This is a genomic window from Bowmanella dokdonensis (assembly GCF_017254865.1).
In the GTDB taxonomy this organism is placed as follows: Bacteria; Pseudomonadota; Gammaproteobacteria; order Enterobacterales; family Alteromonadaceae; genus Bowmanella; species Bowmanella dokdonensis.
In genome coordinates, this window is the sequence record NZ_JAFKCV010000002.1 from 104,646 (window position 1) to 117,331 (window position 12,686).

Annotated in this window: 11 protein-coding genes; 8 read left to right on the plus strand and 3 right to left on the minus strand. The window is 55.0% G+C overall.

Annotation, left to right across the window (positions count from 1 at the left end):
* Positions 1 to 6 precede the first annotated feature (6 nt).
* Entirely contained in the window at positions 7 to 204 is a 198-nt protein-coding gene (locus J0A66_RS03685) for a YfhL family 4Fe-4S dicluster ferredoxin (protein ID WP_206572442.1), read from the minus strand.
* Positions 201 to 1,520, minus strand: coding sequence for a prephenate-dependent tRNA uridine(34) hydroxylase TrhP (trhP, locus tag J0A66_RS03690; protein ID WP_206572443.1), 1,320 nt, complete (start codon positions 1,518 to 1,520; stop codon positions 201 to 203). Before trhP ends, J0A66_RS03685 begins: the two co-directional genes overlap by 4 nt.
* A gap of 165 nt (positions 1,521 to 1,685) precedes the next feature.
* On the opposite strand from trhP, the gene mog reads away from it, so the two are divergent.
* From mog to J0A66_RS03705, 3 genes are all read left to right on the plus strand, one after another.
* Complete coding sequence (gene mog / locus J0A66_RS03695; RefSeq protein WP_206572444.1) at positions 1,686 to 2,219, plus strand: molybdopterin adenylyltransferase; 534 nt, start codon at positions 1,686 to 1,688, stop codon at positions 2,217 to 2,219.
* Positions 2,220 to 2,316: 97 nt separating this feature from the next.
* Positions 2,317 to 3,399, plus strand: a complete 1,083-nt coding sequence (locus tag J0A66_RS03700; protein ID WP_206572445.1) for an MBL fold metallo-hydrolase — start codon at positions 2,317 to 2,319, stop codon at positions 3,397 to 3,399.
* Positions 3,400 to 3,419: 20 nt separating this feature from the next.
* Positions 3,420 to 3,827: a cytidine deaminase gene (locus J0A66_RS03705; protein ID WP_206572446.1), complete on the plus strand. Its 408-nt coding sequence runs from the start codon at positions 3,420 to 3,422 to the stop codon at positions 3,825 to 3,827.
* A gap of 400 nt (positions 3,828 to 4,227) precedes the next feature.
* Here J0A66_RS03705 and norR read toward each other — a convergent pair whose 3' ends face one another.
* Complete coding sequence (gene norR, locus J0A66_RS03710) at positions 4,228 to 5,760, minus strand: nitric oxide reductase transcriptional regulator NorR (protein ID WP_206572447.1); 1,533 nt, start codon at positions 5,758 to 5,760, stop codon at positions 4,228 to 4,230.
* A gap of 225 nt (positions 5,761 to 5,985) precedes the next feature.
* Here norR and J0A66_RS03715 point away from each other — a divergent pair, with 225 nt between their 5' ends.
* The 5 genes from J0A66_RS03715 to J0A66_RS03735 all read left to right on the plus strand — a co-directional run bounded on the left by J0A66_RS03715 (position 5,986) and on the right by J0A66_RS03735 (position 12,667).
* The gene (locus J0A66_RS03715) at positions 5,986 to 8,259 is read left to right on the plus strand and encodes a nitric-oxide reductase large subunit (RefSeq protein ID WP_206572448.1); all 2,274 of its coding nucleotides are present in this window, start codon (positions 5,986 to 5,988) and stop codon (positions 8,257 to 8,259) included.
* A gap of 43 nt (positions 8,260 to 8,302) precedes the next feature.
* On the plus strand, positions 8,303 to 8,521 hold the full coding sequence (locus J0A66_RS03720; RefSeq protein ID WP_206572449.1) for a hypothetical protein: 219 nt from the start codon (positions 8,303 to 8,305) through the stop codon (positions 8,519 to 8,521).
* Between the two features lie 2 nt (positions 8,522 to 8,523).
* Positions 8,524 to 9,666 carry a methyl-accepting chemotaxis protein gene (locus J0A66_RS23540; protein WP_206572450.1) on the plus strand — a complete coding sequence of 381 codons (1,143 nt, stop codon included), beginning with the start codon at positions 8,524 to 8,526 and terminating at the stop codon, positions 9,664 to 9,666.
* Positions 9,667 to 9,896: 230 nt separating this feature from the next.
* Positions 9,897 to 11,990 carry an adenosylcobalamin-dependent ribonucleoside-diphosphate reductase gene (locus J0A66_RS03730; RefSeq protein ID WP_206572451.1) on the plus strand — a complete coding sequence of 698 codons (2,094 nt, stop codon included), beginning with the start codon at positions 9,897 to 9,899 and terminating at the stop codon, positions 11,988 to 11,990.
* A gap of 11 nt (positions 11,991 to 12,001) precedes the next feature.
* Positions 12,002 to 12,667 carry a TSCPD domain-containing protein gene (locus J0A66_RS03735; RefSeq protein ID WP_206572452.1) on the plus strand — a complete coding sequence of 222 codons (666 nt, stop codon included), beginning with the start codon at positions 12,002 to 12,004 and terminating at the stop codon, positions 12,665 to 12,667.
* Positions 12,668 to 12,686: the final 19 nt, after the last annotated feature.

Consider the following 12,686-nt stretch of genomic DNA (forward strand, 5'->3'; position numbering starts at 1 on the left):
CAATTCTTATCCCGCAGATAAGGGTTCAATACAATCCAGCGGACACACCGCTATGCAGGCCGGCTCATCGTAAAATCCCTCGCACTCGGTACATAAATCCGCATCAATCTGATAAATGGATTTGCCCATGCTGATGGCCTCGTTGGGGCATTCGGGCTCGCACAGATCGCAGTTAATGCAGTCTTCAGTAATCTTCAGGCTCATGGGGTTATCTCCAGGTTACGGACAAGTAAGGCATAGTCAGCGACACTGTCGCCGGGGAGCGCTAACAGCATCCGATAGCCGGCTCCCGGTGCAATCGCAGCGTCCCTGCCCTGCTGGTCACAAAGTTTGCTCAGGGTAAAAGTCTGGTTGCCCGCCGGGGTCATCAGCATCAGTCTGTCGCCCAGGGAAAAGCGGTTTTTCACTTCCACCAGATACAGGCCGCTTGAAGGCTCTTGGCCAAGCACCTCACCGACAAATTGCTGCTGCGTACTCAGCGATGCGCCCTGCTGGTAGTTCTGCAGTTCAGACACCGGAATATGCCGGCGCAAAAAGCCTTCCGTATAACCGCGGGACGCCAACCCCTCCAGTTCATACATCAGCTGCTGGTCAAAGGCTTTACCTGACAGGGCATCGTCAATGGCCTGGCGGTATACCTGTGCGGTGCGCGCCGCATAATAAAATGACTTGGTACGGCCTTCGATTTTCAGCGAATGCACGCCCATTGCCACCAGGGACGGTACGTGTTGGACGGCGCGAAGATCTTTTGAATTGAGGATGTAGGTGCCATGTTCGTCTTCATCCATTGGCATGGGCGCGTCAGGACGTTGCCTTTCCGTCAGCAATACCGGTTTGGCCGGTTGGATCCTGACCGCGGCGGCAACCAGATCGCCATTGGCCAGTTCCTCGGCAGGCTGGATATCGTACTGCCAGCGACAGGCATTGGTACACGCCCCCTGATTGGGATCACGTTTGTCCATATAACCGGACAGCAGGCAACGTCCCGAATAGGCCATACACAGGGCGCCGTGAACAAACACCTCCAACTCCATGCCGGGGACTTCCTTGCGGATCTCGCCGATTTCCTGCACCGACAACTCCCTGGACAGAATCACCCTGCTGATACCCTGCTGCTGCCAGAATTTAACCGCCGCCCAGTTCAGGGTATTAGCCTGCACCGACAGGTGCAGGGGGATCTGGCTAAAATGATTTCTCAGCAGCCAAATCACTCCGGGATCCGAGACAATCAGGGCATCCGGGCTCATGGCCACCACGTCCCTGGCATCCTCTAAAAAGGTCGACAGTTTGCTGTTGTGAGGCGCGATATTCAGCACCACATAAAACTTCTTGCCCAGTTCTCTGGCCTCATCAATCCCGGCTTTTAAGCTGGCGAGATCAAATTCGTTATTGCGCACCCGCAAACTGTAACGGGGCAAGCCCGCGTAGACGGCATCGGCCCCATAAGCGAAGGCATAGCGCATGGCTTTAAGGCTGCCGGCCGGGCACAGCAGTTCCGGCCCTTGTGAAGTTTCCTGCATTGAACAGTCTGGTTGCTGGATTGTGCCGCTATTATCCTATTCCTGTGCTTCACCAGTTTTGATCTGAAACAAGGCTACTTATACCAATGGGATTACTCTGTGTAATTGTGCCTGATGGCATATGGGGGTAATCTGTCCGGCCTTTTTCAAGCGAGGAGCCCAGACATGAGTATTGCCAGAATCGGCATCCTGACGGTGAGCGACCGGGCCAGTCGCGGCCAGTATGAGGACATCTCCGGACCGGCCATTATCGAGACGCTGAATGATTATCTGACCAGTGAATGGCAACCTGTGTATCGGGTCATAGAGGACGAACAACCGTTGATAGAAGCCACACTCAGGGCCCTGGTGGACAAGGAAGGCTGCGCCCTGGTGGTCACCACAGGTGGAACGGGACCTGCCAAACGGGACGTGACCCCTGAAGCCACCGAAGCGGTTTGCGATCGTATGATGCCGGGATTTGGCGAACTGATGCGCATGGAAAGCCTCAAATATGTGCCCACAGCGATTTTGTCACGTCAGACTGCCGGTTTACGGGGGCAGTCGCTGATTATTAATCTGCCCGGTAAGCCCAAAGCCATACGCCAGTGCCTGGACGCGGTGTTTCCAGCCGTTCCCTACTGTCTGGACCTGATGGACGGCCCTTATCTGACCTGCAACGAAGCAGTAATGAAGCCTTTCCGGCCCAAGTCATCCTAGCAACGGTCCCGATGCTTGATTTTGTTACAATTTCTTTAGCTGCACCTGGCCTGATTGACGATAAAGTGGCCTCCATTGGACAACCTGAATAATTAAAATGAATAGACATTCTCTGTTGCTTTTATCCGGCCTGAGTCTGTTGCTGGCAGCTTGTGCCAGCCCCAATCAGGTCACCCGTGTAGCTCCACAGGACTCTGTGGTGCCGTTGGCAAAAGATGGTCGCTACCAGAACCTGTATCCGGGCGAGAAGACATATCCGGTAACCTGCGAACAAAGTTGCTACCCGCCCCATCCCGATGTCATCTGCCAGGCGCCGGCGGAGCAATGCCGGTATCAGGGCACACAACAAGCGCCATCGATGGCCACAGGATTCACTGTGCGCTGGCTGGGCCATGCCTCCTTTGCAGTGACCGCACCGGATGGCCAGTATCTGTTGTTTGATCCGGTCAGCGATCAGTTTGATTGGCCGGTTAACTGGGCGGCGGCTTTGTCTGACGGTACTTGGCGTACGCGAGGCGAATGGCCGATGGAGGAGGATCTGGCGAGAACCAGTGCGGTGTTCTATTCCCATCTTCATTATGATCATTTCAACAAGGACGACATTCGGCGTATCGGCAATCAAGCCCGCTATTTTGTCGCCCTGGACAGCGCCAGCCACTTTGCCGACAACGGCTATCAGATTACTGAGATGGCCTGGTTTACCCGCCGGGCTTTGGGTGAGCTGACTGTCCATGCCGTGCCGGCCCATCATTTCAACAGCCGAATCTGGGTGCCATACCTCTATGAAGATAACGAACGCAGCCTGTGGGCCGGCTGGTTGGTTGAGCATGGAGGAAAAAAACTGTTTTTTGCCGGCGATACAGGCTATTCAGAGCATTTTAAAGATATTCACCAGCGGTACGGCCAGATCGATATCTGCCTTCTGCCTATTGCCTCCTACCACCACGAGCAATACGCCAGGTGGTATCGCTATGTACATACCACCCCCGAGGATGCCCTGACCGCTGCCGATGAGCTCGGTTGCAAAGTGATGATCCCCTGGGGGTATGGCAATGCCAGTTGGCAGATGGGGGATAAAAGCTCACACTCGGCGTTGTTGAGGTTACTTAGTATGCGCAAGCAGATGGACAGCCGGGTACCCCTGCTGATTTTAAACGAAGGACAACAGGTCAGCCTGTAACCTGATACAGAAAAAAGAAAATGACAAAACAACAAGAACTACTGAAATCCCTGCACCTCAAGGCCAAACAGGCCGCTGAACATGCCTATCAGCCCTACAGCCATTTTGCGGTGGGCGCGGCACTGAAACTTAAGGACGGCAGCCTGATCGCGGGCTGCAATGTGGAAAATGCCTCCTACGGGCTGTCCAACTGCGCCGAACGCACCGCTATTTTCAGCGCCCTGGCTCAGGGCCATAAGCCGGACAGCTTCGACGAACTGATGATCTACATGCCGGGGGAAAAGCTCTACTCGCCCTGCGGCGCCTGTCGCCAGGTAATCGCCGAATTTTTCCCCCCTGATGCAAAAGTCCACGCCAGTTGCGACAGCAAAACCATGCAGAGCTGGACAGTGGAACAATTGCTGCCTGGGGCCTTTGGCCTGCTCTGATTAGGGCGTATTTATCCTTCATGTTGTCTCTGCTGAGTGCTAAAAAAACCTCAATCAGGGCGCGAGTAACGCCGTTTAGCTATCTAAACAAGTTAGGAGCAACGCCGAGTGAGGTTTGTAAGCCTCACCCCTTCGGGCTGGAGCCATTTTTACTCCTATCATCCCTGATACTCGCCGACTAGCGGCCAGCCAAGCTGTTAAAAAATGCTCCGGGCATTTTTTTTCCAGCAGCGTGAAATGAAATATATTCCTATATTTCACCGCTTCGCTGTTCCAATGGGGTCCATGCCCATTGGTCAGTCGCTTATTCAGGCCCACTCAACCTCACTATCTCTTCCTTGCCGGACAAAAAAATAGCCTCCAGCAGAGTGTCAATATAAAAGATAAACTCGCCCTGGCATTATTTGATGCCCAGGCGCTTGGCCAGTTTATGCAGATTGCTGGAGTCCAGCTCCAGTAATTTGGCCGCCTGAGCCCAGTTCTGTCCGCATTCTTCCAGGGCTGCTTGAATGGCCCGTCGCTGGGTCTGCTCAAGCAGCTTTTTCATCGGTTGCACCGAAGCCGACATAGTCACCCCGACCAGTGGGACGGCAGCCGGCCGACGCTGGGCCACCTCCAGATCCAGCAACTCGGGGACCAGGGTGGATATCCCTTCTTTCTGACCGTTCCGACCCAGGCACTTTATGGCCGCCCGGCTGATGACATGCTCCAGCTCACGAACATTCCCGGGCCACTGATAGTCAAGCAGGGCCTGCTCCGCTTCGGCTGACAGTCGCAGGCTGCGCAGTCCCAGTCTGGCGCGGTTTTGTTCCAGAAAGTGCCCCGCCAGCAACAGCACATCATTACCCCGCTCACGCAGCGGCGGGATAGGCACCGGATAAACCGATAACCTGTGATAGAGATCGGCGCGAAAATCCCCGTTTTTGACCGTCTCTTTCAATTGCCTGTTGGTGGCCGCGATGATCCTCACATCCACTTTTCTGGGCTTGTCAGCCCCAAGGCGCTGTATTTCGCCGTTTTGCAACGCCCTGAGCAATTTGGCCTGCACCGCCAGGGGCAGCTCGCCCACCTCATCCAGGAACAGGGTCCCGCCGTTGGCCGCCTCGAACTTGCCGGCCCGTTCCGTATGGGCGCCGGAAAACGCCCCTTTCACATGGCCGAACAGCTCGCTTTCGGCCAATGATTCGGGCAAAGCGGCGCAGTTGACGTGGATAAGGGGCTGATTTCTTCGTCTCGAATGCAGGTGCACGCGCCGGGCAAACAATTCCTTGCCCACCCCTGTCTCACCAAGCAACAGCACGGGCAGTTCCGAATCCGCCACCGTATCCAGTTCATCAAGCAACTGCACCAGAGCCTGACTGCGACCGATGATCTCAGTCTCCTCGCCCTTGCCCTCGTCCGGTAAAGACACGGCATTGATCCGTGATTGCAGCAGGCTGCGGTTTTCCATCTCCAGCGTGGTAGTACGGATAGCCGCTTCGATAAGTAGCTTATGCTGCCTGAGACTGGCTCTGGAGCTTTCGTCAAAGGTACCAGGTATCAGGGTATCGAAGGTAATCAGGCCCCAGGTTTTACCCTCCTGCTCGAGGCGCATCCCCATACAGTCGTGCACGGGTAACGGCGCCCCGGCAAGCTGGTCCAACAAGCCATCGTAGGGGTCGGGTAAGGCGCTGCTGTGCTCGAAACATACGGGCTGCTGTTCGCTGGTCAGGATAGCGGCCAGACGGGGATGTTGGGCGGGCAGAAAACGCCTGCCCAGGGCCTCCTGCACCAGGCCCGACACAGCCATGGGCTTTAGCACTTCCCCTTCCATTTTCAATAGTGCAACCGCGCCGCAATTGAAACTGGCTTTGAGGGTTTTGACCAGCCTCTCCAGGCGAGCCAGGTCGGGCAAACGAACGGCCAAATCGGCCACCAGAAACTCATCATACATGGTACATAATACCCTTCAAAAGGTTTTATATACCCTATCAGAATCGGGTCAGATTAACCATGCTCATTAACAAAGTGATAAATATCAATAAAATAGTTCATGGCACAGGCATTGCCATACCTCTGAGGAGAAGCATAGAACAACTCAGGAGTCCTCAGATGGTAAATACGACATTCAAACCGGCCCCTCAGCAAGGGGCAGACAATGTGATTCAGGGGGTAAGCCATGGGTAGCTACCGTCGATTTTGGTTTCTGCTTATCGGCATCCTGGCCGTCACCTTCGCCATGCTCGGCTATTTTGGCCGCGAGGTGTACCGACAGGCACCGCCCATTCCCGTGCAGGTGGTCACTCCTTCAGGATCCGTGCTGATGAGCCACGAGCAGATCCTGGATGGCCAGTCTGCCTGGCAATCGGTGGGCGGCATGCAACTGGGGTCAATCTGGGGCCACGGGGCTTATCAGGCGCCGGACTGGACGGCGGATTGGTTGCACCGTGAATTACTGGCCTGGCTGGAACTGGCTGCCGCAGATCAGTATCAGCTCGCCTATGACAGACTGAATGGAGAACAAAAGGCGCTGTTGCAGTATCGCCTGAAGCAGGCGTACCGTACTAACGGGCTGCAATCCGATGGCAGCCTGCTGGTATCAGAGCGTCGTGCCGCCGCCATGGCAGAGGTTGCCGGCTATTACGACAGGCTGTTCAGCGATCACCCCTCTTTGCAGGGCAGCCGGGAAAGTTTTGCCATGAAGGAAAACACACTGCCGGATGCTCAGAAACGCGCACGCCTGGCAAATTTCTTCTTCTGGACGGCCTGGGCCGCCGCCACTGAACGACCGGATTCCAGCGCCACGTACACCAATAACTGGCCTCATGAACCCCTTATCGATAATCAGCCCACCGGGGAGAATATTCTCTGGTCCATAGTCTCCATTGTGCTGCTGATTGCCGGTGTGGGCGGTCTGGTGTGGGCGTGGGCGTTTCTGAGAAAAGAAGACGACGAGCCTGCAGCTCCCAAGCAGGATCCGCTCAGCCTGGTTAAGCTGACCCCGTCACAAAAAGCCCTGGGCAAGTACGTATTTCTGGTGGTGGCCCTGTTTACCTTTCAGGTCTTCCTGGGCGGTTTTACTGCGCACTATACAGTGGAGGGTCAGCAGTTTTACGGCCTGGATATCTCCCAGTACTTCCCTTACTCCCTGGTGAGAACCTGGCACATTCAGTCGGCGCTGTTCTGGATTGCCACCGGTTTTCTCACCGCAGGGCTGTTCCTGGCGCCTGTTATCAACGGCGGCAGGGATCCCAAATACCAGAAACTGGGTGTGGACATCCTGTTCTGGGCGCTAGTGGTCGTAGTGGCGGGATCCTTTATTGGCAATTATCTGGCCATCGCGCAGATTATGCCGCCCCAGTGGAATTTCTGGCTGGGCCACCAGGGCTATGAATTCGTCGATCTTGGGCGTTTATGGCAAATTGGCAAATTTACCGGCATCGTCTTCTGGCTGGGGTTGATGCTGCGCGGCATCATCCCTGCCCTTCGCCAGCCAGGCGATCGTAATCTGCTGGCCCTGCTCACTGCCTCAGTGGTGGCTATCGGCCTGTTCTACGGTGCCGGCTTCTTCTACGGCGAACGTACCCATCTGTCAATCATGGAATACTGGCGTTGGTGGATCGTTCATCTGTGGGTGGAAGGCTTCTTCGAGGTATTCGCCACTGCCGCCCTGGCCTTTATCTTCTGCAGCATGGGGCTGGTGTCCCGCACTGTCGCCACCTCCGCCAGCCTGGCCTCGGCCTCTCTGTTTATGCTCGGTGGCGTACCCGGCACTTTCCATCACCTGTACTTCTCCGGCACCACCACTCCGGTCATGGCGGTTGGCGCCACCTTCAGCGCTCTGGAAGTGGTGCCCCTGGTGGTGCTCGGTTATGAGGCTTTTGAAAACTGGCGCCTGAAACAGCGGGCCCCCTGGATGCAACAGATCAAGTGGCCACTGCTGTTCTTCGTTGCCGTGTCATTCTGGAACATGCTGGGCGCAGGCGTATTCGGCTTTATGATCAACCCACCCGTGTCCCTCTACTATGTACAGGGTCTGAATACCACGGCTACCCATGCCCATGCCGCACTGTTCGGGGTCTATGGCTTCCTGGCCCTGGGCTTTGCCCTGCTGGTGCTGCGCTATATCCGACCCAATATGCAATTCAGCGAAAGGCTGATGAAAACCGCATTTTGGTGGCTTAACGGCGGCCTGGTGCTGATGCTGTTCACCAGCTTGCTGCCCATTGGTGTATTGCAGTTCTACGCCAGCGTTTCAGAGGGATTCTGGTACGCCCGCAGTGAAGCCTTTATGCAGATGCCGCTGTTGGAAACCTTGCGTTGGGTCCGGACTCTCGGCGATGTGATCTTTATCGTCGGCGCCCTGGCTGTCAGTTGGCAGGTGGTTCGGGGCTTGTTGGGTCTGGATGACGCCTCAAGCCGGATCCCTGCCGAAATAGTGGAAGAGCATTAGTCATTCAAACAGGCGGGCCAAGGCCCGCCTTTGAGAGGTAAAGATGAAGTTTCCTTTCTTAACCCGAATTGCCGAGATCCTGCTCGTCCTGTCAGTAGCCATCATGCTGCTGACCATCTGGGTAGGTTATCTGGCCCCTGATGATTTCAGCATGGCCACGCAGATAGGCGCCCATATCAGCCTGATCTTCGCCGCCACCCTGCTGAAAATTGCCTATGTGCTTCGGTGTGTGGGCCGGCATGAACAACATCTGGAGGTGTAGTAATGGGATTACTGGCCAGTCTCAAAGCAGGTATCAGTGCCGATACGCAGCGACAGTTGAACCAGACCCGGACTCTGCTTGCCGAACAGCAACGAACCAACAGGATGCTGGAGGACAGGTTAAGTCTGTGTCAGTCAAAGAATGACCGGCTCAGCCGCTACGCCAGCGCGTATCAGGAGCAGTCAGCCATGCTGTCGGACTTTGCCATCTCGCTGGACGGCTACCGGCAGAGTTTCTCGCAACTGCAACAGTTCCTGGCCGCCGAGCGGGACAATCTCACCCATCTGGGCAAGCGTTCACTGCATGTTCAGCACTCCATGGGAGAAATCAGTCAGAGCCTGGCCATGGTGCTGGAACGGGCCCATCAGATGGACAGCGATATCCAGGCCCTGAAACAGGATACCGGACAGATCCGGCATATTTCGGACAATGTGAACGAGGTAGCCCAAACCACCAACCTGTTGTCTCTCAATGCCAATATCGAAGCGGCCCGGGCCGGGAACCATGGTCGGGGCTTCACGGTGGTCGCCAATGAAGTCAGGACCCTGGCGCAGAGAACCGGCCTGCTGACAGGAGAAATTGCGCGTAAGCTGGCCGAAATCGATGCCAAAGTCGAGGCCACCCACGCCAGGAGTCAGCAGGACATGACGCTGACCCGGGAAAACCTGCTGAGTGTGGAGCAGCATATCCGCCATATGGAGAGTCAGTTGACGGACATGCAGAACAGCCGCAACAGCCTGGTCAAGAGTGCGCTGCTGGCGGAGATCGAACTGGGCAATATTGAGGAGTTTCAGCTGATGGTCATGGTCCAGCGTATGGTAGCGGGCCATCTGGCAGCGGACATTGAACGGGTGGCAGGCAAGGAGGAGTGTGGTATCGGACGTTGGTACTACAACCCCATGTTCGGGCAGGTGTTTGCGGGCATGGCCGAGTTCAGGCAACTCGACCCACCGCACCAACAACTGCATGAATTTGCCCTGCTGGCAGTCAAAGCGACGATTGAAGGGGACGCAAAAACCGCCCGGACCTGCCAGCTCAGCATGTCACAAGCCGGCCAGGTGGTGTCTTCGCTGATAAGAAGCATGACGCAAAGGCTTCTTAAGGAACACCTACCCCAGGGAAAGCTGCTGGGGAGTGCTGCCTGATGCTTCTTGCTGCCAGAAATGAAGGGGCCGGCGTGACGAACAGTAAAAAACTTTCAGATAACGCCGTAGAAAGCTCAGCAATCCCATCTGGTCCGTTCCCGTTGTTCCTTCTCATCATTGATCCAGATCAAACACTATATATGGGTCATGTTTAATATCCAGACCACAATATATAGTTATAATTCGTTTATCGACAACTTGTCGGCACCTGGTCGGCTTAGGAGAACCCCATGCTGGAATTACAAGGCACCTCACTGGATATCTGGGATAAAAAATACCGCCTTAAATGTAGCGAAGGTAAACCCGTCGATAAAGATATCCGGGCCACTTATGAACGCGTCGCCAAGGCACTGGCGGAAAACGAAAAGGACCCACAAAAGTGGCAGAAAAAGTTTATCTGGGCGCTGGAAAATGGCGCCATTCCCGCCGGAAGAATTACCTCCAATGCCGGGGCACAGCAATACAAGCCCGCTACCTCCACCATCAACTGTACGGTTTCCGGCACCATCTATGACTCCATGGACGATATTCTGGGTAAGTTGCATCAGGCAGGCCTGACTTTGAAGGCCGGGTGCGGCATCGGCTATGACTTTTCCACCCTCAGACCCAGCGGCGCGTTTGTAACCGGGGCCGGTGCCCATACCTCAGGGCCGCTGTCCTTTATGGATGTCTACGACAAAATGTGCTTTACCGTCTCCTCTGCAGGTGGCCGGCGTGGCGCCCAAATGGGCACTATGGATATCCGCCATCCCGATGTGCTGGAGTTTATCAAGGCCAAGCGGGAAGATGGCCGTCTGCGCCAGTTCAATCTGTCGTTGCTGATCACCGAAGATTTTATTCACAGTGTGAAGCATGACCAGCCCTGGCAGCTGATTTTTCCGCTGAGAAAAGCCGAACTGGACAGCGGACTCATTCCCCAAGACGAGCTGGTCTGGGCGCACTGGCCCGTCAGCGAGGACTATGCGGAGAACGAACGGGGCGAGGTGGCCTGTCGCATTTATCAGACGCTGCCGGCACGGCGGCTGTGGGACCTGATCATGTCCTCCACCTACGACTTCGCCGAGCCCGGCTTTATCCTGATCGACAAAGTGAACCAGATGAATAATAACTGGTTTTGCGAACATATCCGGGCAACCAATCCTTGTGGAGAGCAGCCGTTGCCGCCCTATGGCGCCTGCCTGCTGGGATCGGTGAATCTCACCGCCTTTATTGAACAGCCGTTCACTGATAAGGCCGCATTCGACTGGCAGAAATTTAAGCAAGTGGTGGCGATCTTTACCCGCATGCTCGATAACGTGGTGGACATTAATCACCTGCCATTACCTCAGCAACGTCATGAGATCGAACACAAGCGCCGTCATGGCATGGGTTTTTTGGGGTTGGGCTCGGTTCTGACCATGCTTGGGATCAAGTATGGCAGCCCGGCCTCGGTGGCCTTTACCGAACAGGTGAGCCAGGAACTGGCCCTGACCGGCTGGCGCGAAGCCCTGTCACTGGCCAGAGAAAAAGGTCCAGCTCCCATTATGGAGCAGGAATTTACTATCACCCCAAAAATGCTGACGGTTAATCCCCAACTGGGCAAAGACGGTGTCAAAGCAGGCGATACCCTGCCCGGACGGATCTTACACGCCCGGTACAGCCGTTACATGCAGCAGATTGCCGAAATCGATCCACAGTTGGTGGAAGAACTTTGCGAAGTCGGTGCACGTTTTACCCATCACAGCTCCATCGCCCCCACCGGCACAATTTCGTTGTCGCTGGCCAACAATGCCAGCAATGGCATCGAGCCCAGCTTTGCCCATCACTACAGTCGCAATCTGATTCGACCAGGCAAAAAGAGTAAGGAAAGTGTCGATGTCTATTCATACGAATTACTGGCCTACCGCGCCCTGGTCAATCCCAATGCCATGCCGTACAGCGATGATCCTGACAACCAACTGCCGGAATATTTTGTCAGCGCAGATCAGATCCCGGTACGCGAGCATGTGGATGTGCAGGCCGCAGCCCAGCGCTGGATAGACTCGTCCATATCCAAGACCATTAATGTCCCCACAGAGTTTGATTTCGAACAATTTAAAGACATTTACCTGTATGCCTATGAACAGGGCCTGAAAGGCTGCACCACCTTCAGGTTTAACCCAGAAGTATTTCAGGGGGTGTTGGTCAAAGAACAGGACCTGGAAAACACCACCTATGAATTTACCCTTGAGGATGGTCGTGTGATCCGCGCCAAAGGCAATGAAAAACTCGAATATGACGGCGAAACCCACACGGCGGCGAACCTCTTCGATGCCCTCAAAGAAGGCTACTACGGTAAGTTTTAACGGATATCCCAATGACCACGCAAATCGATACAAAGATTGTCTCTTTCAAAGTCCTCAGTGACCAGTCAGGGGCTGAGCCGGATCTTCAGCCATCCATCGAACAGATGCATGAACAACTGGCACGCCCGGAAATGCTCACCGGCACCACCTACAAACTCAAAACCCCGTCTCATGTGTCGGAACATTCACTCTTTATCACCATTAACGACATCGTCTTAAACCCTGGAACGGATCACGAGTCCCGTCGTCCCTTTGAGATCTTCATCAACTGCAAAAGCATGGAACACTTTCAGTGGATCGTGGCGCTTACCCGTATTATGTCGGCAGTATTCCGTAAGGGCGGCGACTGCACATTTATTGTCGAAGAATTGCGTTCAGTGTTTGATCCCAAAGGCGGTTACTGGAACCATGGCCGCTATGTGGGCTCGTTGATTGCTGAGATCGGTGATGTTATTGAACAGCATCTGATCAAGATCGGGCTGATTCCGCCCAGCGAACCGGATCCCCACCAACAAGCCTTTTTGGACAGCAAGCGCGAGGAACTCGCAAACCAGATGCCACAACAGGGTGCCTTTCCGGCCTCCGCGCAGCTATGTAAAAAATGTCAGCACAAAGCGGCCATCTTTAAAGATGGCTGCCTGACTTGCCTCAACTGTGGCGATTCTAAATGCGGTTGAACTCGTGCAAAGAAAAAGT

Excerpts from the sequence above, each read along its gene's own strand:
- mog (WP_206572444.1), top strand. The coding sequence starts at position 1,686 with ATGAGTATTGCCAGAATCGGCATCCTGACGGTGAGCGACCGGGCCAGT.
- J0A66_RS23540 (WP_206572450.1), top strand. The coding sequence starts at position 8,524 with ATGGGATTACTGGCCAGTCTCAAAGCAGGTATCAGTGCCGATACGCAG.
- J0A66_RS03685 (WP_206572442.1), bottom strand. The coding sequence starts at position 204 with ATGAGCCTGAAGATTACTGAAGACTGCATTAACTGCGATCTGTGCGAG.
- J0A66_RS03715 (WP_206572448.1), top strand. The coding sequence starts at position 5,986 with ATGGGTAGCTACCGTCGATTTTGGTTTCTGCTTATCGGCATCCTGGCC.
- J0A66_RS03700 (WP_206572445.1), top strand. The coding sequence starts at position 2,317 with ATGAATAGACATTCTCTGTTGCTTTTATCCGGCCTGAGTCTGTTGCTG.
- norR (WP_206572447.1), bottom strand. The coding sequence starts at position 5,760 with ATGTATGATGAGTTTCTGGTGGCCGATTTGGCCGTTCGTTTGCCCGAC.
- J0A66_RS03720 (WP_206572449.1), top strand. The coding sequence starts at position 8,303 with ATGAAGTTTCCTTTCTTAACCCGAATTGCCGAGATCCTGCTCGTCCTG.
- J0A66_RS03735 (WP_206572452.1), top strand. The coding sequence starts at position 12,002 with ATGACCACGCAAATCGATACAAAGATTGTCTCTTTCAAAGTCCTCAGT.
- J0A66_RS03705 (WP_206572446.1), top strand. The coding sequence starts at position 3,420 with ATGACAAAACAACAAGAACTACTGAAATCCCTGCACCTCAAGGCCAAA.
- J0A66_RS03730 (WP_206572451.1), top strand. The coding sequence starts at position 9,897 with ATGCTGGAATTACAAGGCACCTCACTGGATATCTGGGATAAAAAATAC.
- trhP (WP_206572443.1), bottom strand. The coding sequence starts at position 1,520 with ATGCAGGAAACTTCACAAGGGCCGGAACTGCTGTGCCCGGCCGGCAGC.